22 protein-coding genes are annotated in these 22,606 nt (G+C 68.5%); 15 read left to right on the top strand and 7 right to left on the bottom strand.

Features of this window, described 5'->3' with window-relative positions; all coding sequences use genetic code 11:
* The first annotated feature begins 153 nt into the window (after nucleotides 1–153).
* The gene (locus tag NVU01S_RS30840; protein ID WP_043668035.1) at nucleotides 154–621 is read left to right on the top strand and encodes a MarR family winged helix-turn-helix transcriptional regulator; all 468 of its coding nucleotides are present in this window, start codon (nucleotides 154–156) and stop codon (nucleotides 619–621) included.
* Nucleotides 622–669: 48 nt separating this feature from the next.
* On the opposite strand, the gene NVU01S_RS30845 is transcribed toward NVU01S_RS30840, so the two are convergent.
* A complete protein-coding gene (locus NVU01S_RS30845) occupies nucleotides 670–2,055 on the bottom strand; it encodes a class II 3-deoxy-7-phosphoheptulonate synthase (RefSeq protein WP_014983120.1) in 1,386 nt (461 codons plus the stop codon).
* A 156-nt stretch (nucleotides 2,056–2,211) separates the two neighbouring features.
* On the opposite strand from NVU01S_RS30845, the gene NVU01S_RS30850 reads away from it, so the two are divergent.
* Complete coding sequence (locus NVU01S_RS30850; RefSeq protein WP_042255759.1) at nucleotides 2,212–2,706, top strand: polyadenylate-specific 3'-exoribonuclease AS; 495 nt, start codon at nucleotides 2,212–2,214, stop codon at nucleotides 2,704–2,706.
* 57 nt (nucleotides 2,707–2,763) lie between these two features.
* Here NVU01S_RS30850 and qcrB read toward each other — a convergent pair whose 3' ends face one another.
* From qcrB to ctaE, 4 genes are all read right to left on the bottom strand, one after another.
* Nucleotides 2,764–4,386: a cytochrome bc1 complex cytochrome b subunit gene (gene qcrB / locus NVU01S_RS30855; protein ID WP_042255726.1), complete on the bottom strand. Its 1,623-nt coding sequence runs from the start codon at nucleotides 4,384–4,386 to the stop codon at nucleotides 2,764–2,766.
* On the bottom strand, nucleotides 4,383–5,591 hold the full coding sequence (gene qcrA, locus NVU01S_RS30860; protein ID WP_014983117.1) for a cytochrome bc1 complex Rieske iron-sulfur subunit: 1,209 nt from the start codon (nucleotides 5,589–5,591) through the stop codon (nucleotides 4,383–4,385). The genes qcrB and qcrA overlap by 4 nt, the downstream gene beginning before the upstream one ends.
* 82 nt (nucleotides 5,592–5,673) lie before the next feature.
* On the bottom strand, nucleotides 5,674–6,537 hold the full coding sequence (gene qcrC, locus NVU01S_RS30865) for a cytochrome bc1 complex diheme cytochrome c subunit (protein ID WP_167829360.1): 864 nt from the start codon (nucleotides 6,535–6,537) through the stop codon (nucleotides 5,674–5,676).
* A 59-nt stretch (nucleotides 6,538–6,596) separates the two neighbouring features.
* The gene (gene ctaE / locus NVU01S_RS30870; RefSeq protein ID WP_043668039.1) at nucleotides 6,597–7,208 is read right to left on the bottom strand and encodes an aa3-type cytochrome oxidase subunit III; all 612 of its coding nucleotides are present in this window, start codon (nucleotides 7,206–7,208) and stop codon (nucleotides 6,597–6,599) included.
* Nucleotides 7,209–7,423: 215 nt separating this feature from the next.
* Between ctaE and NVU01S_RS30875 the strand changes: the two genes are divergently transcribed.
* The 3 genes from NVU01S_RS30875 (at nucleotide 7,424) to NVU01S_RS30885 (ending at nucleotide 9,524) form a co-directional block, all read left to right on the top strand.
* Entirely contained in the window at nucleotides 7,424–7,840 is a 417-nt protein-coding gene (locus NVU01S_RS30875) for a hypothetical protein (RefSeq protein WP_043668042.1), read from the top strand.
* An 84-nt stretch (nucleotides 7,841–7,924) separates the two neighbouring features.
* Nucleotides 7,925–8,980, top strand: a complete 1,056-nt coding sequence (gene trpD / locus NVU01S_RS30880) for an anthranilate phosphoribosyltransferase (RefSeq protein ID WP_043668044.1) — start codon at nucleotides 7,925–7,927, stop codon at nucleotides 8,978–8,980.
* Between the two features lie 253 nt (nucleotides 8,981–9,233).
* Entirely contained in the window at nucleotides 9,234–9,524 is a 291-nt protein-coding gene (locus NVU01S_RS30885; protein ID WP_043668048.1) for a hypothetical protein, read from the top strand.
* A 4-nt stretch (nucleotides 9,525–9,528) separates the two neighbouring features.
* Here the strand turns inward: NVU01S_RS30885 and NVU01S_RS30890 are convergent, their stop codons facing one another.
* Nucleotides 9,529–9,804: an Lrp/AsnC family transcriptional regulator gene (locus tag NVU01S_RS30890; RefSeq protein ID WP_014983111.1), complete on the bottom strand. Its 276-nt coding sequence runs from the start codon at nucleotides 9,802–9,804 to the stop codon at nucleotides 9,529–9,531.
* A 105-nt stretch (nucleotides 9,805–9,909) separates the two neighbouring features.
* The gene (locus NVU01S_RS30895; RefSeq protein WP_052280427.1) at nucleotides 9,910–11,763 is read right to left on the bottom strand and encodes a DEDD exonuclease domain-containing protein; all 1,854 of its coding nucleotides are present in this window, start codon (nucleotides 11,761–11,763) and stop codon (nucleotides 9,910–9,912) included.
* 620 nt (nucleotides 11,764–12,383) lie between these two features.
* Between NVU01S_RS30895 and NVU01S_RS30900 the strand changes: the two genes are divergently transcribed.
* The 10 genes from NVU01S_RS30900 (at nucleotide 12,384) to NVU01S_RS30945 (ending at nucleotide 22,475) form a co-directional block, all read left to right on the top strand.
* Nucleotides 12,384–12,953: a C40 family peptidase gene (locus NVU01S_RS30900; RefSeq protein ID WP_042255732.1), complete on the top strand. Its 570-nt coding sequence runs from the start codon at nucleotides 12,384–12,386 to the stop codon at nucleotides 12,951–12,953.
* Nucleotides 12,954–13,211: 258 nt separating this feature from the next.
* The gene (locus tag NVU01S_RS30905) at nucleotides 13,212–14,240 is read left to right on the top strand and encodes an NlpC/P60 family protein (protein WP_043668051.1); all 1,029 of its coding nucleotides are present in this window, start codon (nucleotides 13,212–13,214) and stop codon (nucleotides 14,238–14,240) included.
* A 687-nt stretch (nucleotides 14,241–14,927) separates the two neighbouring features.
* Nucleotides 14,928–15,923, top strand: coding sequence for a hypothetical protein (locus NVU01S_RS30910; protein WP_043668054.1), 996 nt, complete (start codon nucleotides 14,928–14,930; stop codon nucleotides 15,921–15,923).
* Between the two features lie 127 nt (nucleotides 15,924–16,050).
* Entirely contained in the window at nucleotides 16,051–17,178 is a 1,128-nt protein-coding gene (locus NVU01S_RS30915; RefSeq protein WP_043668057.1) for a glycosyltransferase family 4 protein, read from the top strand.
* A gap of 135 nt (nucleotides 17,179–17,313) precedes the next feature.
* On the top strand, nucleotides 17,314–17,697 hold the full coding sequence (locus NVU01S_RS30920) for a hypothetical protein (protein WP_029893690.1): 384 nt from the start codon (nucleotides 17,314–17,316) through the stop codon (nucleotides 17,695–17,697).
* A 41-nt stretch (nucleotides 17,698–17,738) separates the two neighbouring features.
* On the top strand, nucleotides 17,739–18,176 hold the full coding sequence (locus tag NVU01S_RS30925; RefSeq protein WP_043668060.1) for an SRPBCC family protein: 438 nt from the start codon (nucleotides 17,739–17,741) through the stop codon (nucleotides 18,174–18,176).
* A gap of 23 nt (nucleotides 18,177–18,199) precedes the next feature.
* Entirely contained in the window at nucleotides 18,200–19,453 is a 1,254-nt protein-coding gene (locus NVU01S_RS30930) for an ArsA family ATPase (protein WP_043668064.1), read from the top strand.
* Nucleotides 19,443–20,411 (top strand): hypothetical protein, encoded by a 969-nt coding sequence (locus NVU01S_RS45045; RefSeq protein WP_244467194.1) that lies wholly within the window; start codon nucleotides 19,443–19,445, stop codon nucleotides 20,409–20,411. Before NVU01S_RS30930 ends, NVU01S_RS45045 begins: the two co-directional genes overlap by 11 nt.
* Nucleotides 20,408–21,415, top strand: a complete 1,008-nt coding sequence (locus NVU01S_RS30940) for an ROK family glucokinase (protein WP_029893697.1) — start codon at nucleotides 20,408–20,410, stop codon at nucleotides 21,413–21,415. Before NVU01S_RS45045 ends, NVU01S_RS30940 begins: the two co-directional genes overlap by 4 nt.
* A gap of 334 nt (nucleotides 21,416–21,749) precedes the next feature.
* Nucleotides 21,750–22,475 (top strand): lysophospholipid acyltransferase family protein, encoded by a 726-nt coding sequence (locus NVU01S_RS30945; RefSeq protein ID WP_029893699.1) that lies wholly within the window; start codon nucleotides 21,750–21,752, stop codon nucleotides 22,473–22,475.
* The last annotated feature ends 131 nt before the right edge of the window (nucleotides 22,476–22,606 follow it).

Raw genomic sequence — 22,606 nt, forward strand, 5'->3', positions numbered from 1 at the left:
TACCCGCACCCGCCACAGCCCTCGACCGATATGCCCGAATCGCCTATCCCCCAGTGACTTTCGGATACCGGCCGCAGCGCCGCGATCGCCGATTTGACCTCAACCATACTTGAGCTTTTATGGTGACCAGGACGAACGAACAGAGGAACAATCATGACGACACAGCAGATCTCGGACGCGGAGCTGGCCGGACAGCCCGCCGCCTACTGGACCGGACTCGCCTACGAGGCGCTGATCGCGTTCACCCGCACCCGGCTGGCCGAACTCGGGATGACGCAGCCGCAGTACTGGATTCTGCGGAACCTGTCCAAGGCCGACATCTCGCCCGACGGACAGGGCATGACGATTCCCGAACTGCGCCAGGCGATGAGCTCGTACCTGCGGGCCGAGGACGACCTCGACGCCGACTCGGCGGTACTGCTCGAACGCGGCTGGCTCACCCGCGACGAGCGGCAACGCTGGTGGATCACCGAGGCGGGCGACCAGGCGCGCGCCGCGATGGGACCGGGCCTGCCCGCGATCCGCGCGCAGATCCACCGGGGCATCGACGACGCCGACTATGTCACCACGCTGAAGGTGCTCCAGCAGATGATCCGCAACGTCGGCGGCACCGCACAATAGCCGGAGGGGACGTACCCGGCCGGGTACGTCCCCTCCGAAAAACCTTGTTCAGCGCAGCATTTCGGCGACCAGGAAGGCCAGCTCCAGCGACTGCTGAGTGTTCAGGCGCGGGTCGCAGGCGGTTTCGTAGCGACCGGACAGGTCCAGATCGGAGATGTCCTGAGCGCCGCCGAGGCATTCGGTGACGTCCTCGCCGGTCAGCTCGATGTGCAGGCCACCCGGATGGGTACCGAGCGCGTGATGCACCTCGAAGAAGCCCTGCACCTCGTCGACGATGCGATCGAAGTGCCGGGTCTTGAACCCGGTGGACGCCTCGTGCGTGTTGCCGTGCATCGGGTCGCACTGCCAGATCACCTGGTGACCGGTGGCCTGCACCTTCTCGATGATGGGCGGCAGCACGTCCCGGACCTTGCTGTTGCCCATCCGGGACACGATGGTCAGCCGGCCGGGCTCGTTGTTCGGATCGAGCCGCTCGACGTACTCCACGGCCTGATCGGGCGTGGTGGACGGGCCGATCTTCAGGCCGATCGGGTTCGCGAGCAGTTCGGCGAGCGCGATATGCGCGCCGTCGAGCTGCCTGGTCCGCTCGCCGATCCAGAGGAAGTGCGCGGACAGGTCGTAGAGCACCGGCTCGCCCGCCGCGTTCTCGCTCAGCCGCAGCATCGCCCGCTCGTAGTCGAGGACGAGCGCCTCGTGGCTGGCGTAGATCCGCGCCGACTTCAGGCTCGGGTCGTTCACCCGACAGGCGGTCATGAACGCGAGACCGCGGTCGATCTCCTCGGCCAGCGCCTCGTAGCGCGCACCGGCGGGCGACTTCGCGACGAAATCGCGGTTCCAGTCGTGCACCTTGTGCAGGTCGGCCATGCCCGCGCCGGTCAGCGCGCGCACCAGGTTCATCGCGGCACTCGCGTTGGCGTACGCGCGCACCAGCCGCGACGGATCATGTTCGCGCATCGCGGCATCGGCGACGAGCGCGTTGACCATGTCACCGCGGTAGGACTTGAGGCCGAGCGAATCGGTGTCGGAGGAGCGCGGCTTGGCGTACTGCCCCGCGATCCGGGCCACCTTGACCACCGGCATGCTCGCGCCGTAGGTGAGCACGACCGCCATCTGCAGCAGAGTGCGGATGTTGCCGCGGATATGCGGCTCGGTGTTGTCGGCGAACGTCTCCGCGCAGTCGCCGCCCTGCATGAGGAACGCCTCGCCGCGGGCCACCTCGGCGAGCTGTTCGCGCAGCTCCTCCACCTCGGCGGGCACACAGATCGGCGGCACGCTCTCCAGCACGGTGCGCATCACCGCCGCCTGCTCCGGATCCCACGACGGCTGCTGTAGCGCAGGGCGGGCCAGCGCTTCGTCCAACCGCCTGCGCAGCTCCGTGGGCAGCGGCGGCAGTTCCGGCAGGCGATCGATGGGTACGTCGACGGTCCAGTTCACTCGTTCAGAATACGGACCCTTCGGACGGCCGTGGTACCCACCGTAGGGTGGTGACCACCACCACCCTGCCCCGATGCGAATCGCGCCCCCACCCCGCCTAGGGTGATTGACCGAGACATATCCGGGGGCAACACCGAACTGCGGAGGAGTAGAGCGATCTCGCTTCGATATTTTTACGACTGCGAATTCATCGAGGACGGGGTGGTCATCGACCTGGTCTCCATCGGTGTGGTCTGCGAGGACGGCCGCGAATATTACGCGGTGTCAACCGAATTCGACCCGGAGCGGGCCGGGCCGTGGGTGCGCAGGCATGTGCTGCCGCAGCTGCCCTCACCGTCCTCGCCGCTGTACCGCAGTCGCAAACAGATCCGCGACGAGCTGTACAAGTTCCTGGTGCCGCGCTCGTCGGTGGTGCCCGAACTGTGGGCCTGGGTCGGCGCCTACGACCACGTGGCGCTGTGCCAGCTGTGGGGCTCGATGGTCGACCTGCCCAGCGCACTCCCCCGCTACACCAACGAACTGCGCCAGCACTGGGACGCGCACGGCCGTCCCGAACTGCCCCCGGTCCCGCCGGACGCGCACGACGCCCTGGCCGACGCCCGGCACAACCTGGCCAAGTTCGAAGCCATCGAAGCGGCGCGCCGGCGCTGACCGCGAACGACGAAGGCCCCGAGTCGGATTCGACTCGGGGCCTTCGTCGTTCAGCTGTCAGTGGCTGTGCTTGCCACCGTTTTCGAGCTCCTGGCGCTTCTGCAGCACCGCGAGCTGGCGGTGCTCCTCGGCGTGCTCGATCTCGAAGTGCTTCTCGCTCTCCTGCCACGGGTCGGCCCGCAGGAAGCTACCGGTGCCCGGCTTACCCGCCGAACCCAGCTTGTTCATCTTCTTCGGGACCGGGGCGCCCTGGTACTCCAGCGGCAGCGGGTGGCCGTGGTCGTCGACCGGGCCGAGCGGCTGGTGCACCTCGATGTACTCACCGTGCGGCAGGCGCTTGATCACACCGGTCTCGATGCCGTGCTCGAGCACCGCGCGGTCGCTGCGCTGCAGGCCGATGCAGAACCGGTAGGCGACGAAGTACGCCACCGGCGGCACCACGAGCAGGCCGATGCGGCCCATCCAGGTGGTCGCGTTCAACGAGATGTCGAACTTGAGGGCCAGGATGTCGTTGACGCAGGACAGCGTCAGGACCACGTAGAAACCGATCGCCATGGCGCCGATCGCGGTACGGACCGGCACATCGCGCGGACGCTGCAGCAGGTTGTGATGCGAACCCGCGTCGCCGGTGAGCCGCTTCTCGATCCACGGGTAGGCGATCAGGACGGTGAACACCAGGCCCATGATCAACGCGACCCAGAACACCGCGGGCACGGTGTAGCGACCCAGGTACAGCTCCCACGGCGGCATGAGCCGGGCCAGGCCGTCGGTCCACATCATGTAGAAGTCCGGCTGCGAACCCGCCGACACCTGAGACGGGTTGTACGGGCCCAGGTTCCAGATCGGGTTGATCTGGAAGACGCCGCCCATGATGCCGACGATGCCGAGGGTGAACGCGAAGAACGCGCCCTGGTCCGCGGCGAACACCGGCACGATGCGCGCGCCGACCACGTTGTTCTCGGTCCGGCCCGGGCCGGGGAACTGGGTGTGCTTCTGGTACCAGACCAACGCGACGTGCGCGGCGATCAAGGCCAGGATGATGCCGGGGAACAGCAGCACGTGCGCGATGTAGAGGCGCGGGATGATGATGTCGCCCGGGAAGTCACCGCCGAAGATCAGCCAGTGCAACCAGGTGCCCGCGATCGGCACGCTCATCGTGATACCGCCGAACGCGGCGCGCAGGCCGGTGCCGGACAGCAGGTCGTCGGGCAGCGAGTAGCCGAAGAAGCCCTCGAACATCGCCAGGATCAGCAGCAGGCAGCCGATCACCCAGTTCGCCTCACGCGGCTTGCGGAACGCGCCGGTGAAGAAGATGCGGAACAGGTGGATGATGATCGACGCCGCGAACAGCAGCGCCGCCCAGTGGTGCACCTGGCGCACGAACAGACCGCCGCGCACCTCGAAGGTGATGTTCAGCGAGGACTCATAGGCCCGCGACATGGTGACACCACGCAGCGGCTGGTACGCGCCGTTGTAGACGACCTCGGTCATCGACGGATCGAAGAACAGGGTCAGGTAGACGCCCGACAGCAGCAGAATGATGAAGCTGTACAGCGCGATCTCACCGAGCAGGAACGACCAGTGGGTCGGGAAGACCTTGTTGATCGACCGCTTCATGAACGCGGCGGCGCGATAGCGCTCGTCCGCCTCGTTCGCCTGAGCTGCAGCAGAAGGGCTCATGAACGACGCTCCCAGAAGGCCGGTCCGAGCGGCTCGATGTAGTCGCCGTTGGCGACCAGGAAGCCCTCGGAGTTGACGGTGATCGGCAGCTGCGGCAGCGCGCGGGCGGCAGGACCGAAGACCGGCTTACCCCACTCGGTCGCCAGGAACTGCGACTGGTGGCAGGGGCACAGGATCTTGTTGGTCTGCTGCTCGAACAGCGATGTCGGGCAACCGAGGTGGGTGCAGATCTTCGAGTAGGCGAAGTAGTCGCCGTAGTTGAAGCTCTCCTGACCCTTGCGCTTGATCGCCTTCTGCGCGTCTTCGGTGCGCAGGCGAATCAACATGACCGGGTTGCGGATACCGCGCAACGACTGCAGGGTGGCGTGCTCGTCGCCGCGCCACTTCTCTTTCCAGGGGAACACCGTCTCCATGGCGCCCGCGTCCAGATCCTCCGGACGCACCAGCACGATGTCCTCCGGGCGACCGGTGTCGCGCCGGATGTAGATGGTCTCGCCCTCGTAGTCGGGGGTCCAACCGGACACCCACAGCGGCGACTTGTCGCCCTTGGCCCACGGGTTCTTCACCATGCCGCCGACGAACACCAGCAGCGCGCCGATGCCGAGCACACCGACACCGGCACCGGCGGTGCGGGTGATCAGCTTGCGGCGGGCGAGCGTGGAGGTCTCCAGCGCGTCGCTCAGTTCGGCGACCAGCGTGCGGCGCTCGACCTCGGGCGACGGGCCGTCGTGCCGGTCCTGGATGGACAGCTCGGCCGGGATGAACAGCTTGCGGATCAACACCACCGCGATGCCGATGACCAGCACCGAGACACCGAAGGTGATACCGACCAGCGGCGTGAACAGCGAGTAGGCGGCGTGGCCGTCCTCTTTGTTGGCCTTGAACTCCCACGGCCAGAACAGGAACACACCGACCAGCGCCGCCGCGGCGATCCCGGACACGGCGAACCAGAACGCGACCGCGCGCTCGGCCCGCTTCTCGGCGCGGGTGCCCGGCACCGGGAACCGCTCGCGCCGGTAGGCGACGTCGACGCCGTCGCGCTCGGTGCCGAGCTTGACCAGCTCGTCGCGGCTCATCGCGTCGAGTTCGGCCTCGGTCGGCTCCGTCAGCGCATGGCCGTCAGTCTTGGCCACATGGGCGCCGGCCCCTGTGACCTGCTCGTTCGACGGCTCGACGCCGTCGTGGCCCTCATCCGGCCGACCCACGTTAGGCTCCTTCTCAGTCATGGCTGCATCCTTCGGGTCATGAGCCCGGTCCCTGCGTGGTTACGCTGCGCTTCCGACGTGCTCATGACCGGGACCCGATCCAAATCGCGGCACCCACGACCAGCGTGATGCCGACCACCCAGATGACCAGACCCTCGGTCGCGGGACCGAACCCACCGAGGTCCCAGCCGCCGGGGGCGCGCTCTTCCTTCGCGTTCATCACGTAGGCGATGATGTCGCGCTTCTCTTCCGGGGTCAGCTGCCGATCGGAGAACTTCGGCATGTTCTGCGGGCCGGAGATCATCGCGTCGTAGATCTGCTGCTCGCTGGCGGGCTCCAGCGGCGGCGCGAACTTACCGGAGGACAGCGCACCGCCGCGGCCGGTGAAGTTGTGGCAGGACGCGCAGTTCATCCGGAACAGCTCGGAGCCGCGAGCGATATCGTCGCCACGCAGGGACTCCTGGGCGATCTCGCCGTTCGCGTCCCGGACCACGCTGGGGCCGCCGCCGTTGGCCGCGACATACGCCATCAGCGCGTCGGTCTGGTGCTCGTCGAACTTGGCGGGCTTGCGCTGCGCCTGGGCCTCGTTGCGGGCCATCGGCATCCGGCCGGAGGAGACCTGGAAGTAGACGGCGGCTTCACCGACGCCGATCAGGCTCGGGCCGCGGTCCTGGACACCCTGCAGGTTCGCCCCGTGGCAGGTGATGCAGGACGTGTCGTACAGCTGGTTGCCCTCGCGGATCAGCGCGGACTTGTCGTCGTTCGCGGTTGCGAGCTGCGGGTTCGGCGTCAGGGCCGCCGCGAGGAAGCCTGCTCCGACGAGGCCCACCAACAGCGCGAGGCCGCCCGCGATGCGACGGCGAACGCGGCGCTGCCTGCGCGTCTTGCTGGCCTCGCCGTTCCCTTTGCTTTCGGGCGCTGGCGCTGACGGGGGAGATGAACTCATCTGTGTCCCTTTGGAGTAGACGGAACCGACGTGTGCAAAAGACTGGGGTATCGCCCGGGTCAGCGGACGAAGTAGATCGTGGCGAACAACCCGATCCAGACGATGTCGACGAAGTGCCAGTAGTACGAGACGACGATCGCGGCGGTGGCCTGCGCCGGGGTGAACTTACTGACCTTGGTGCGGATCAGCAGGAACACGAAGGCGATCAGACCGCCGATGACGTGCAGACCGTGGAAACCGGTGGTGATGTAGAACACCGAGCCGTACGAGCTGCTCGAGATCGAGGTGCCCTCGTGGACCAGGTGCATGTACTCGTAGCCCTGGCCGCCGACGAAGAACGCGCCCATCAACAGCGTGATGACGTACCAGCGGCGCAGGCCGAACACGTCGCCACGCTCCGCCGCGAAGACACCCATCTGGCAGGTGAACGACGAGGCGACCAGCACGGCGGTGACCGGCACGGCGAGCTTCAGGTTCAGCTCGGTCGGCTCCGGCGGCCAGTTGCCGTGGGCCTGGGCGCGCGCGACGAAATACATCGCGAAGAGGCCGGCGAAGAACATCAACTCGCTGGACAGCCAGATGATGGTACCGACGCTGACCATGTTGGGCCGATTCAGCGAGTGCACACGCTGGGTTATGGCCGATCCGGGGGTCCCTACTGCGGTCGTCACGGGGGTAAGTATGACTCGTCGTAGTACGACACAAGTACCCGGGTGCGAAACTTGTGTCTCCGTGTCGGAAAACCCACGGACAGACAGGCTCTCGACCTGGGCTCGGCGTGTTGGAGATCGTTTCGCCGGACGACCGGGGTGAGCACCGGATGTCGCCGGGTGACGCCCGCACAGCATGACAGGCAGTACTGAGTAAAAGCTGAGATGGAGGCGATGTGGCAGCGGGGATATGGCGTCGATGGTTCGGGCGCCGCGGCACGGCGACACTGGACCCGAGCCGGGCCGATCTCGTGGTGGTCACCGCGAGTTTCGATGACGCCGAGGCCTGTTCGGCGGCGCTGGCCCGCGCGGACGGCTGGACCGCCGACGCGCCCGCGGTGCTGCGCCATCACCTGCGGATCCCGGCCGAACAGGTCGAGACGGTCTGCGCCATCGCCGCGCAGGACGGCTATGCGCCCGCGCCCCGGGTCGGCGGCCCGGGCACCGACCCGCTGGAAAACCTGATCTTGCAGCGGGTCCAGGTGCTCGACGCGCTGCACTGCTCGCAGGAACGTTCCCGGATGGCCGGTTTGGCGCAGCGGCACGAGGGCACCGCCGATGGATGGGACGCGCTGCAGCCGCGGCCGGTTTAAGCGCGGGCTTCCCGGCAGGGCGGCACAGTAAGCTTCTTCGCGACGAACTGGTGCCTGAACCAGTGTGAACGGGAGTAAGAGAACATGCGTAGCTGGCCACAGGTACTCGGAACCCTCGCCGACGGCGGCGACCTGGCGGCGGCCGACACGGCATGGGCGATGGACGAGATCATGTCAGACAACGCCACCTCGGCCCAGATCGCCGCGTTCGGTGTCGCGATGAAGATCAAGGGCCCCACGCCCGCCGAACTGGCCGGCCTCGCCACCGGCATGCTCGATCACGCGCGACTGGTGCACATCGACGGGGACGCGGTCGACATCGTCGGCACCGGCGGGGACCGTTCCGGGTCGGTGAACATCTCCACCATGTCCTCGATCGTGGTTGCCGCGGCCGGGGTGCCGGTGGTCAAACACGGCAACCGCGCGGCCTCCTCCAAGAGCGGCGGCGCCGACGTGCTCGAGGCGCTCGGGGTGAAGCTCGCCCTCGGGCCGGAGTCCGTCGCACGGTGTATTCGTGAGGTCGGCATCGGTTTCTGCTTCGCGCCGGCCTTCCATCCCGCGCTGCGGTTCGCGGGCGCGGCCCGCAAGGAGATCGGCATTCCCACCGTCTTCAATGTGCTCGGACCGCTGACGAACCCGGCCCAGCCGCGGGCCGGCCTCATCGGCTGCGCCTTCCCCGACCTGCTGCCCGTGATCGCGGGCGTGTTCACCGAGCGCGGCGGCAGCGCGCTGGTGGTGCGCGGCAACGACGGGCTGGACGAGATCACCACCTCCGACACCACCGCCGCCTGGGTGGTCTCGGGTGGACGTCGTCGCGAGACGACCATCGACCCGACCCGGCTCGGCATCCCGCGGGTCGATCTCGCCGCGTTGCGCGGCGGGGACGCCGAGGTCAACGCCGGGGTGGCGCGCGATGTCCTGGCCGGCCGCACCGGTCCGGTCCGCGACGCGGTCCTGGTGAATTCCGCGGCGGCCATCGTCGCCTACGACTTGTCCCAGGGCACAGTCGATTTCGACACCGACGTGCACGACGCGCTGGCCACCGGCCTGGCCCGCGCCGCCGACGCCATCGATACCGGTAACGGGGCCGCGCTGCTCGAGCGGTGGACCAAGCTCACGGTCACCCTCGGCGACCACTGACTTATTGGTCACTTGATCACCAGGCAATGGTGGCGGACGGCTCTCGGCCGATGCCGCCACCATTACCTGGTGATCGCTCGTCCAGGGGTGCGATTTGGTAGCTGACGGACATAAATGCTGTTCAGCGGACTAGAGTTGCGAGCGGGGGCGACGTGGTGACGTCGGCGGGCACGGCAAGCCTGGCGCGCGACGGTCCCCGGTCATCAACTAGATGAAGGGCAGGCGTCTCACTCCGGAAAGTAAGGAGCACGGCATGCAGCGCAGCTGTTCCGTACTACTGGGCGTACTGGCGACAGCGGGATTCGTCGCCGTCGCGCCGACCGCGTCGGCCATCCCGGGAAATCTGTACATCAACGGTACGCCGTATGCCGATCCGTCCGGTTGCATGATGGTCGGCGACGGCGCACCGATGTCCATCGAGAACGACACCGCGGGCACGGTGACCGTGTACACCCGCGCCGACTGCGACGAAGGCGACGTCACCGCGGTGCTCGGGGCGGGTGAAAGCGGTACCTACCCCGGCAAATCCGTCGTGGTGGGCTGAGGCGCTACTCCCCCAGCGAGAACCCGGCCTCCACATCGGCGCTCGAATACGACTTGAACGCGATATGCGTGATGGTCCGCGCGACGCCGGGCGTCTTGTCGATCCGTCCGGTGACCACGTCGGCGATCTGCTCGTGGTCGCGCACCCGCACGATCGCGATCAGATCCACATCGCCTGCGCACGAATACACCTCGGCGACCCCTTCGGTATCCGCCACCGCCTGCGCGGTCTCCGGAATACGCCCGTTGTCGGCGTCGATAAGCACGATCGCGGTAATCATGGGATCAGCGTAATGCGCGCCACCCCCCGCCCCCACCCCGCCACGTGGCCCTTCTGCCGACCCTGCGGGACCCGCGCCCAGAAGGCACGGAACGAGGCGATCCTTTCACCGCTGCTTGTACTCCTCCTCCACCGAACGGCTCCGAGCCGCGACATCCGCCACCTCCGCCCACCCCAACCAGCGCCCCGCCCCGTACATCGGTTCCCGATACCCCTCCGTACTCCGCACAATCCGCACCCCCGCCCGCGCCAACCACCGCGCCACCAACGCCGCCTCCTCCGGCGAAGCCCCCCGCAACGGCGGCACATTGATCGAAACCCGCTCCCCCGCAACGTCGGATCTCGGCTGGGCCGGGGGCTTCTGGGTTTCCGGGGCGGGTGGGGCCACGTCAGGAGTGGGTGATTCGGGGTGCACTCCCCCTTCTGGGATCACGGTTTCGGCGGCGGCGACGAGGTGTTCCACCACGGGCATGGGCGGGACGCCGCGGGGGGCGGTACCTGCGGCGGCGAGCCGGCCGTAGCGGATGACGGAGAATTCCCAGCCGCCCGCACCGTCGGGGTGGGCGGTGACGAGTTCGGCGATGCGGGCGACGGCCGCGAGACGCTGGGTGCGGTGCAGGGCGCGGATCACGGCGACGGCGCGGTCCCGCAGGCGCGCGGCGGCCTCGAAATGCTGGGCTCGGGAGTGGGTTTCGATGCGGTCGAGCATGGCGCGGACGGGCGCGTCGGAGCGTCCGGCGAACAGGGCGCGCACGAGCGCGGGAGCGGGCGCGTATTCCTCTGTATTAATAGGAGTCCCTGTCACGGCGGCGGGACAGCCGCCGACGACCGCGGGCGGGCACTCGTGAGTCCCGCGCCGGGGCAGACGGGTACTGCAGGTCCGCAGGCCGGTGAATTCGGCGATGATCAGCGCGAGATCGGCGGCGTCCATCCGAGAGTTGAAGGGCCCCAGCGCGTCTCGGTTCGGCGTGCGAACGACGGCGAACCGCGGGAAGGGTTCGTCGGTGAGCGTGAGCCACCACGCCCGCTTGGGAAACTTGGACCGCCGGTTGTAGGGCGGGGTGTGCACGACGAGCAGTCGCAGTTCCCGCACACCCGCTTCGAGGGCGTGCGCGCAGACCACATGGTCGACCCGGGTGGCGAGGGCGACCATTTCTTTCATCCGCCCCCGGGTTTCCGATCCGGTGAAGTAGTTGCGCACGCGGCGGCGCAGATTCACCGCCGTGCCGATGTAGAGGACTTCGTCGGACGGCCCGCGGAACAGGTAGACGCCGGGCGCGGTGGGCAGGTCCGCGGCCAGGAAACGCTTGGCGCGCTGGCGCGGGGTGACGTCGGGCAGGTAGTCGACCAACTCGGTGAGGCTGTGCACGCCCTGGTTGCCGACCCGGCCGATGAGCGCGTGCAACACGTCGACGGTCGCGCGCGCGTCGTCGAGAGCGCGGTGCGTCGGTTGTGTACTCGCGCCGAGCAACTGGGCGAGTGCACTCAACCGGACCGAGGGCGCTTCGTCCCGGCCGAGCACGCGCCGGGCCAGCTTCACCGTGCACAGCACCGTCGCGGACGGCCACACCGTCTCGCACTGGGCCGCGGCGGCCCGCAGGAACGCCATGTCGAACCGCGCGTTGTGCGCGACCAGTACCGCGCCCGCGGCGAACTCCAGGAATCCGGGCAGCACGGCGTCGATCTTCGGAGCCGCGTACACCATCGCGGTGGTGATGCCGGTGACCTGGACGATCGCGGGCGGCACCGCCCGCCCCGGGTTGACCAGGGTCGCGAACTCGCCGAGCACTTCGCCGCCGCGCACCTTGACCGCGCCGATCTCGGTGATCGCGTCGGCGCCGGGACTGGTACCCGTGGTCTCCAGGTCGACCACCACGAAGGTGGTGTCGTAGAGGGGCGTGTCGAGGTCGTCGAAGACCAACTGCTGAGCTGCGGCCTTGCGCGGAGCGGGGACGGACACGGGCTGGAGCGTAGGCGGTGGGTCCGACAAGGACGGGTCCGCGCAGCCGCCCGCTTCCGCGCACACGAAAGCCGCAGAGAATGTCCGAATTACTCTGTGGGGATTTCGTTGTGTTACCCATGAAACGATCTAGAAAGCCGAAAAGTGGCGTAGATCACATTGTTGCATAAAACGTATCAACAGGTCTGGCGTGTCCAACCGCTCGGGCGCGCCGTCGGCGGCGTGCTGTGACCGATCACAGCGAGACTGCCGACCGACCAGTCTCGAAGCTGGAGATGTCCGCGATATGAACGCAACGACCTGGGGAAATGTCCAGTTCGTACACACTCCGGCGACCCGTGGACGCGCCGAAGCGGACCGCGGTAGCGACCCAGACGCTCGATGGAGGCAGCACGCCGTTATCTTTTTGTGATTGCTGGGACATATCTCACATTGATTAAGCGGAAATTCACACACGCGCACACAATTCGCCGAAGTCCGACTTTACAAACCACCGTGATGTGTTCGTAACCTTTTCGAGACCTCACGGAGTCCGCCGCATCGAACCCGGTGCGAACGACACGAAGTCCGCGGCACCAGTCAGGGTGCGGCGTCGTGGGGCAGATTGGGAGTACCGCATCATGACGACCGAATCCGTCAAGCGACAGGCGCAGCGCGCCATCGCCGCCGGGGCCGTCGGCGCTGCCACCATCGGCGCTTTCCTGCTTCCGGCCGCCCCCGCATCGGCTCAGCCGGTGACCATTCCCGGCGTCGGAACCTTCGAGGTGCCGAACGAGATCCAGATCCCGCAGGGCATCCCCGGCGTCGAGCTGCCCGCGCAGCCGCTGCCCTTCGTCGCCCCGAAGAAGACCATCGGCGAAGAGGCTCTCGACGCCGCCATGACCAAGCTCGGCGCCCCGTACGTGTACGGCGCCGCGGGCCCGAACGCCTTCGACTGCTCCGGCCTCGTGAAGTGGGCCTACGCGCAGGCCGGCCTGGAGCTGCCGCGCACCAGCGGCGCCCAGCTGTCCGCCGGCAGCCCGGTCTCGATGGACGACCTGCAGCCCGGCGACCTGGTGTCGTTCTACGGCGGCGGCCACTCCGGCCTGTACGCCGGTGACGGCAATGTCGTGCACGCGTCCACCTCCGGTACGCCCGTGCAGGTGGCGCCGATCTCCTCGATGCCCATCGCCGGAGCCCGACGCTTCTGAGAAACCGCTGGTCGGGCCGTACGTTGCGGCCCGACCACCGGATGGCGGCCGTGATCGTTTCGTTCTCTACTGGACACGGACCCTGGCCGTTCCGTAACCTAATCGAGACCTTCTGGATTTACCCGAGGCACGCACTGCGCAAACCTCGGTTCCCGGAAGGCGTTGCGTCGGTTCAACCAGATCGAGAGAACAGGGGCACGGCAGCCTGTGGCAGCACACCGGAGACAGGGCACGCTGAGACTCGACACGAAACGTCTGGTGGGTGGCGCGTTGGCGGCCGGAGTATTGGCCACCACCACCGTCTACGGCGCGGGCCCGGTCGGCGCCGATCCGGTCGCCCTACCCGCGACCGCCGCCGACGCCGTGCAGCGGATGATCGACCTGTCCCGCCAGTCGGAACAGCTCAACGAGCAGGCGCTCAACGCCCAATCCGACCTGGACACCAAACTCGGGTTGCAGCGCGAGGCCGATGCCAAACTGGCCGCCAGCACCGATCAGGTGAACCTGGCCCGCGACGAAGTGCGCAAGTACCAGCCGATCATCGACCGCACCGCGATCGCCGCCTATCAGGGCGCGCGCACCAACCGGTTGTTCGCCGTCCTGGTCAGTGATTCCCCCCAGCAACTGCTCGACCAGATGTCCACGCTGGACGTGCTCGCCGCGCAGACCTCCGATCAGCTCGCGCTCTACAAGAAGGCCACCGACGCCGCCGAGAGCGCGGAAGCCGACGCCCGCCGTGCCTCCGACGAGGCCCGCGCCGCCGCCGACAAGGCCGAAACGGTGCGCGGCGAGCTGGAACGCAAACGCAGCGATCTCAGCGGCGCCATCGTCCAGGTGGTGCAGGCGTGGACCGGGTTGTCCACCAAGGACAAGTCCGCGCTGGCCGGCCCGGCGTTCCCGCCCGGCTTCGACCGCGACACCCTGCTGCAGGGCCTGGTGCCCGGCAGCGGCACCAGCGCGCTGGCCGCGAGCCTCACCCGCATCGGCGACCCGTACGTGTGGGGCGCGACCGGACCGCACCAGTTCGACTGCTCCGGTCTGGTGCAGTGGGCGTTCAAACAGGTCGGCAAGGACGTGCCGCGCACCAGTTCGCAGCAGGCGTCCTACGGCACGCCCGTCGCGCAGAACGATTTGCAGCCCGGCGATGTCGTGTTCTTCTACAACGACATCTCCCATGTCGGCATCTACGCGGGCAACGGACTCATGGTGCATGCCTCCACCTTCGGCGTCCCGGTCGCGGTAGCCCCCATCAGCACCACGCCGTACCACTCCGCTCGGCGATACTGAACAACCATGAGTGGGAACGCCTCCCCGTCTCCCACCGCCGATCCCCCGAGCGCGACCCCATCCGAGGCGGTGCGATGAGCAGACCCGGTACGCAACTCGTGCACGCCTCGCGCACAGACCCTCACCGAGTTCAGCTGGGCCGCGCAGATGCCGCCGTATGTGGCGTCGAGCGCCGACGGGGTCGAACCTCGAGCGCACATCATGCGCCGACGCACCTCGCGGCTGATGAAGTCGAGCACCGCACGGTGGCCCCATGAACGAACCCAATACGCGAACCATGCGCCAACGCACCTCGCGCCCAGTGCAACCGAGCACCGACCCGGTGACACCATGAACAAACCCAAGTACGCGAACCATGCGCCAGCGCATCTCGCGCCCGGTGAAGCCGAGCACCGACGCGGTGGCCCCATGAACGAACCCAGTACGCGAACCATGTGCCAACGCACCTCGCGCCCAGTACAACCGAGCACCGACCCGGTGGCACCATGAACGAACCCGATGCGCGAACCATGCACCAGCCGTGCCTGGTGGAACCGAACAACGGCGAGGTGGACCATGAGCAAACGCGATGCGCAGATCACGCACGCCTCGCGCGTGGTGGTATCGAGGTCGGCCGGTGATTGACACCCGGGCGCGAATCATGGGCCGTCGCGCCCCGGGCATGGTGAAGTCAGACGAGGTGCGGTCATGAGTGGCGCGCGACGGTTGCGCGCATGGTGGTCGGCGCGGCGGCGCTTCGAGTTCGTGCTCACCGTGGCGATGGTGGTAGCGCTGACCGGATTCTGTGGCGCGTTGGTGCTGTTGCCGAACACCGCGCTGCCCAGACCGCAGAGTGCGCAACAGCACGAGGCGGTCGGTCAGGCCACCGCGACCGACCCGCGTCTGGCCGAAATCAGGCGCAGCATCGAACCTTTCGGCACGATCGTCGCGCATCAGGTGCCGACCGGCGACGGGCAGCAGTCCCTGGTCGTCGGTCATCCGGCACAGCGCATCGAAATGGACGTTCTGGAGCAGGCACTCGGCGCGGCGACCACCGCGGTCACCGCGGTGTGGGGTCCGGGCTGGCCGCAGTCGACCGTGGTCGTCGTCGCCTCCTCCCCCTCCGAGTTCGCCGGGCTGGTGCACGCGGGCGCCACCATGTCCGCGGAGGTCGCCGCCGCTTCAGTGGCCGACCCGTACATCCCCGGCACCCCGCCTACCGGTCAGCGCATCGTCTTCAGCCCGGACGCGGGCCGTCGCCTGGATCCCGAGGGCCTGCGCACCCTGCTCCGCCACGAACTCACCCATATCGCCACCCGCGCCGAAACCCGGGACGGCGCACCGTTGTGGCTGCTGGAGGGCTTCGCCGACTACGTCGCCCACCGCAACCAGGGCCATCCCTTCACCGACGTCGCCCCGAGCCTCACCGCCCGCGTCCGCTTGAAAGCCCTACCGTCCGATCTTCCAGCCGACGCCGACTTCACCGGCCCCAAAGCCGCCGCGGCCTACGAGCAGGCGTGGTCCGTCTGCGCCTTCGTCGCCGACAGCTACGACCAACCCCGCCTCGTCGAGCTCTACCGCCGCTTGGCCGCCGCCCCGCAGACCCCGGCCACCGAAGACGACATCCTCCGCGCCATCCTGGGCACCTCTCGCCCCGACTTCGTCGCGGCCTGGCGAGCCTGGCTCGCCACCCAAGTCAACTGATCAGGCGATCAGGAGGAACTGGTGGCGTTCGCCTCTCGCCCGACGCCGCCACCATTTCCTCCTGATCGGCCGACCAATCGCGACGGCGCGCGCAAGCGAGTCGAATCCAACCCAGTAGGTTGTTCGCATGGCCCGAACTCTGCTGGTGACCAACGATTTCCCGCCGCGGCCGGGCGGTATCCAGTCCTATCTGCATGCCCTGGCCGGGGAGCTGCCACCCGATGATCTGGTGGTCTACGCGCCGCGCTGGCGCGGGGACAGTCATCTGAAATTCGATGCCAAGCAGAAATTCCAGGTGGTACGCCATCCCACCACGCTGATGTTGCCGACCCCGCTGGTGCTGCGCCGGGCCGCGCGGCTGCTGCGCAGCGAACAGTGCGACACGGTGTGGTTCGGCGCGGCCGCCCCGCTGGCCTTGATGTCGCCGGTGCTGCGCCGGGCGGGCGCGGAACGGATTCTGGCGAGCACGCACGGGCACGAGGTCGGCTGGTCGATGCTGCCGGGCGCCCGGCAGGCGCTGCGCCAGATCGGCGAGCACACCGACGTGATCACCTACGTCAGCAAGTACACGCGGCGCCGGTTCGCGTCGGCGTTCGGCCCGAATGCCGCGCTGGAGTATCTGCCGCCGGGTGTGGACACCGACACCTTCCGGCCCGATCCGGCCGCCCGCGCCGAATTGCGCGCCCGCTACGGCCTCGACGATCGCCCGACCATCCTGTGCCTGTCCCGCCTGGTCCCCCGCAAGGGTCAGGACATGCTGATCATGGCCATGCGCGAGATCCGTGATCGGGTGCCGGGCGCGATGCTCGTGATCGCGGGCGGCGGACCGTACGAGGAGAAGTTGCGGCACTTCGCCATCGCCCTCGGCGTCGCCGAGGACGTGGTGTTCACCGGGCGGGTGCCCTCCGGTGAACTCGCCGCCCACCACACGCTCGCGGACGTTTTCGCGATGCCGTGCCGCACCCGGGGTGCGGGCTTGGACGTGGAGGGTCTGGGCATCGTCTATCTGGAGGCCTCGGCGTCGGGGGTGCCGGTGGTCGCGGGCCGTTCCGGCGGTGCGCCGGAAACGGTGGTCGAGGGCGAAACCGGGCGGGTGGTGGACGGGCGTTCGGTGCAGCAGATCACCGATGCCCTGGTCGACATCCTGTCCGACCCTGATTCCGCCGCCCGCATGGGCGCCGCCGGCCGGGCCTTCGTCGAGGAACGCTGGCGCTGGGACAGCCACGGCGCCCGGCTGCGCCAACTGCTGCGATGAGCGGGTGGGCCGGCGCCCGGGGCCCTGGCGAGGTGCGCGGATGAGCGCTACTGCGGCGCGGCTGCCCGAATCGGATACGCTCACGGTTGTGAGCGAAGGAACCGCGCCGAAGGGCGCACGCGGCGAGGTGCGGGCATGAGCGCTATCCAGGTCGCCGACCAGACGTTCATCGCCGCACCGGGCGTCGCCGTCGCGGATCTGCTGGCCGCGTCGAACAATTGGCGCCGCTGGTGGCCGGATCTGACCTTGGTCGTCCGGGAAGACCGGGGCGACAAGGGAATTCGCTGGACCGTGACCGGCGCGCTGACCGGAACCATGGAGGTCTGGTTGCAGCCCGCGCTGGACGGGGTGATCCTGCACTACTTCCTGCACGCCGAACCGCAGCCCGCACTGGCGCCGAACAAGCTGGCCGCCGCCAATCGCGCGCGCCGGGTGGCGGGCAAGCACATGTCCTTCGAACTGAAGTCGCGACTGGAGGCCGGTCGCCCGGCGGGCGTCGCGCCCGCCCACGCCTCTTGACGCTCACCCGGCACCGACGCTGAAAGGAACCGCTGTCCGCCATGGCCGACAGGACCCAGAGGTCGATCATCATCGAGGCCCCGTCGCAGCAGGTGATGTCCGTCATCGCCGACCTGGAGTCCTACCCGGAGTGGGTCTCGGCGGCACAGTCGGTCGAGGTACAGGAGAAGGGCCCGGACGGCCGGGCCCGCACCGCGCGGTTCGTGCTCGACGCGGGCGTGGTCAAGGACAGCTACGTGCTCGCCTACACCTGGGCTCCGGACAACAAGTCGGTGAGCTGGCAGCTGGTGAGCGGCGAGCTGCAGAAGGCGCAGAACGGCACCTATGAACTCATCGATCAGCCCGGCGGCCACACCGAGGTCGTCTACACCCTCACGGTCGATCTGAACATCCCGATGATCGGCATGTTCAAGCGCAAGGCCGAGAAGGTGATCACCGATACCGCGTTGAAAGAACTGAAGAAACGGGTCGAAGGCTGACGACACACACGACCCGGGTCGAGCTGTTCATCGGCAAAGGCGGGGTAGGCAAGACGACGCTGGCATGTGCCACCGCCATGTCCTACGCCAAGGCGGGCCGGCGGGTGCTGATCGCGTCGCTCGATCAGGCACATTCGCTGGGCGATGCGCTCGGGTTCCGTTTTCCGCACGATCCCGGCACCGTCGCTGGGATCGCCACAGTGCTGCCGGGGCTCGACGTGATCGAAGTGGATTCGCTTGCGCTGCTGGAGGATCGGTTCCGCGAGGTGGTGCGGATGCTGTCCCCCGGCACCGGCCACGAGCACGGCGTCGACCTGGCCGCGCTCGACCCGGCCGAGCTGACCGGCCTGCCGGGCGTGCAGGAACTGCTGATGCTGGTGGAGATCACCCAGTTCGTGCACGAGGACGACTGGGACGTGGTGGTCGTCGACTGCCCGCCCTCAGCGGACATGCTGCGCATCGTCACCGCGCCGGACACGCTGCTGGGCTATCTGGATCGAGTGTGGCCGGCGCACGCCCGCGCGATGAGTTCGGTCGGCACGGACCTGCGCCGCGCGGTGCTCGCGGCGACCGTCGAACGGATCGTCGAGGCGGTCACCGAGGTCCGTGACCTGCTCGCCGACCATCGCCGTACCGGAGCCCGCCTGATCACCGTCGCCGAACGGGTGACCCTCGCCGAATCCGAACGCGTCCGTTCCGCCGCCGCGCTGCTCGGCCTGCGCCTCGACACCGTCGTGGTGAACAAGGTGCTCCCCGCCCTCGACGGCGTCGCGGCGGATCATCCGGCGGCGCGCTGGTACGCGGATCGCCGGGCCGAGCAACTCACCGCGATCACCGAGTTACGGCGTGCGATGCCGGGTATCCCGGTGCTGATCGCGCAGCACACCGGACCCGAGCCGATCGGCCTGACCTCCCTCACGGCGCTCTCGCACGCGGTGGGCTCGGACGGGGACGCTGCCCTTATGCTGAGCGACAGTCCGGCGGAGGTTGACGGGAGTTCCGGCGAACCGGTGGTTCGATGTGAATCGGGCAGCGGCCTGCACGCGATATACACATTGCGGATGCCACTGCCCGTGGTCGACGCGACAACGCTGCGACTTGGCCGAGTGGAGGACGATTTGATCGTGGGAGCGGACGGTGTCCGGCGGCGAGTCCGTCTGGCGCCGGTATTGCGGCGGTGCACGGTCGACGGTGCCGAACTCGACGGCGGGCAACTCGTGGTGCGATTCCGCCCCGACCCGCAGTTGTGGCCGGAAAGCAGCGGCGATGAACGGTGATCGGAGCACCGGCTTCTTCGGCCGGGTCACCGGCCGAGGCGCTGGTCGCGCGCACGAATCCGCCGACGCCCGAGAGCAGGGCGGCCCGGACGAATCGGCAGGCGGTCGCGGACAACGCGGCGCGAACGAACCTCGATCGGATGCCGAGTTCGGGCGCACCGACCGTCCCGACGCGCACTCGCCCTTACCCTCCCCCGGCGACGACACAGATCCCGCCGACCTCGGTACCGGCCGCCATCGCCGCGACACTCGACGAGAGGCGGATCGCGACCGCGCAACCGCCGACGCGAGCGATCACAGCGACGCGGGCAATCACGGCGACGCGGGCAATCCACGCAGTGCGAGCGACTTCCACAGCGCGGGCAGTGCGGGCAACCCGCGTAGTGCGAGCGACTCCCGCAGCGCGAGCAGTGCGGGCAACCCGCGCAACGCGGGCAACGCGGGCAACGCGGGCAACGCGGGCAACGCGGGCAACGCGGGCAACGACACCCGAACCCGTGACCAAGGCGCGGCTCACTCCGGCGCGCAGCCGAAAAGTGGCCCCTACCAAGGTGATCCGGGCGACGGGCTGGGTGAGTTCGCCGCGGAGCTCAAGCTGCTCGCCGAAGCCGTGCTCGAGCGGGTGGAGCCGGTGCTGCGCCGCGCGGCCGACGGCCAGGTGGAGTGGTCGAGCTGCGACTGGTGCCCGGTCTGCGCCGCGGCCGCGCTGGTGCGCGGCGAACATCACGAGGTGTTGCAGAGCGTGGCCGATCACGGCACCGCCATCGTCACCGTGCTGCGCGAGGCGCTCGCCGGTGTGCCGGTCGACCCGGTGATGCCGGAGCACGATCACGCTGCGCCGCACCGTGATTCCACCGCATCGCCGCATGATGCCACCGCCGGGCGTACGGAAGGCCGCGCGGGACAACGCCCTTCGCGACCCCGTTACGTCGCCATCCCAGTGACGATCAAGGCATGACGCACCGGCTGTCAGGTGCGCGACCGCTGACTGTCGGAATCGACGTCGGCGGCACCAACATTCGCGCATCGGTGATCGACAACAGCGGCGAGGTGCTCGACACCGTGCAGGCGCCGACCCCGCATTCGGCCCGGGCACTCGAGGACGCCCTCGCCCGCTCCGTGCGGGAACTGTGCAATCGCCATCCGATCGGCGCGGTCGGCCTCGCGGTCGCCGGGTTCATCACCGCCGACCGCACCACCGTCCGGTTCGCCCCGCACCTGCCGTGGCAGGACACGCCGGTCGCGCAGCGGCTCACCGAACGCCTCGAGCTGCCGGTCATTCTCGAACACGACGCGAATGCCGCGATGTGGGCCGAATATCGGTTCGGCGCGGCGGCGGGCGGGCACAATGTGGTGCTCGTCGCGATCGGCACCGGGATCGGCGCCGCGCTGCTGATCGACGGCCGGCTCTATCGCGGAACGCACGGTGTCGCACCGGAACTCGGGCATCTGCAGGTCGTGCCGGAGGGCCGGGCCTGCCCGTGCGGTAAACGCGGCTGCTGGGAACGGTATTGCAGCGGAACAGCTCTCGCCGATACCGCGATCGAGATGCTGGCCACCGATCCGGTGCGCTCGGTCCTCGCGAAGGACGTCTACCGTGATCCCGGTTCGCTGACCGGGCGCCGGGTCGCGGGCGCGGCCCAGGACGGCGACCCGCTCGCGGTCCGGGTGATGGCCGATTTCGCGCGCTGGCTCGGCCTCGGGCTCGCCTTCGTCAGCGATATCTTCGACCCCGATCTGGTCGTCATCGCCGGCGGCGTGAGCAGTTCGGCCCCGCTGTTCCTGGACGAGGCACGCGAGGAGTACGCGCGCGCCGTCACCGGCGCGGGCCACCGCCCGCTCGCGCGTATCCGCACCACCCAGCTCGGCGAGGCCGCGGGCATGATCGGCGCCGCCGACCTGGCCCGCGCGGCGCTCATCGAGAGCGAGCACAAGAACTCCAGGGTCGCGCGCAGCCGCTGACCAAGATCACCAGGTAATCCTGGCGGCATCGGCCGAGAGCCCACCGCCACCATTACCTGGTGATCTTGAAGCGACCTGCCTGCGGCGCACATCCCACGTTTCATGGCGCGCGCCAGTGGTATTCGAAGGACAGAAGATCTGCTCGGTCACCGATGACCACGATTCCGGTGGCCGGCAGTCCCGCTATCGGGCTTCGATTACAGCGCACCCGCTCGCGCATGGCAGAGTGTGGTGAGATTCGCCGCTGCGCTTGGATGTGATCTGCAACCAGCGGTAAAGTCGGCAACTGACGCAGGTGTGCCCGCTTCGATCCCGGTCCCGGGGGAAGGACGTCATGTTCTACTGGCTGCTGAAGTACTTGCTGCTGGGACCGTTCATGCATCTCTACAATCGGCCCACGGTCGAAGGTGTGGAGAACATTCCGGCCGATGGTCCGGCAATCATGGCGGGTAACCACCTCTCCTTCGCGGACTGGTTGTTCGCGCCGCTGCTCTCGCCGCGCCGCATCAACTATCTGGCGAAGGCCGAATACTTCAACACGCCCGGCGTCAAGGGCGCGTTCCAGAAGTGGTTCTTCACCACCACCGGCCAGTTCCCGATCGACCGCACCGGCGCCGACGCCGCCGAGGACGCGCTCAACGCCGCCCGGAAGTTGCTCGATCAGGGCCGCCTGGTGGGCCTCTACCCCGAGGGCACCCGCTCCCCCGACGGTCGCCTGTACAAGGGCAAGACCGGCCTGGCCCGCCTCGCGCTGGAGACCGGCGTCCCCGTCATCCCGGTCGCCGTCATCGGCACCGACGACGTGAGCCCGCCCGGACCGTTCCGCTGGCGCCGCCGCAAGGTGACCGTCAAGTTCGGCGCCCCCATCGACTTCTCCCGCTACGACGGGATGGGCGGCAACCGCTTCGTCGAGCGCGCCGTCACCGACGAGGTCATGTACGAGCTCATGCAGCTCAGCGGCCAGGAATACGTCGACGTCTACGCCGCCAGCCTGAAGAAGAACGTCCCCAACGGCAGCGCCCGCGAAACCACCCGAATCCCGGACACCGCAGCCAGCTAGGGACATCGCCCTGGCCGGCAGGTTCGTTCCAGCGCAGCCCTGGTCCCGGCAACCGGCCCAGCGAAGGGTGTGCCCTCCCGCTACCAGTTGGCGCGGGCCAGCTCTCGGCAACCTGTTCAGTTCAGGCGCAG

This window comes from Nocardia vulneris (genome assembly GCF_001613425.1).
Classification (GTDB): domain Bacteria; phylum Actinomycetota; class Actinomycetes; order Mycobacteriales; family Mycobacteriaceae; genus Nocardia; species Nocardia vulneris.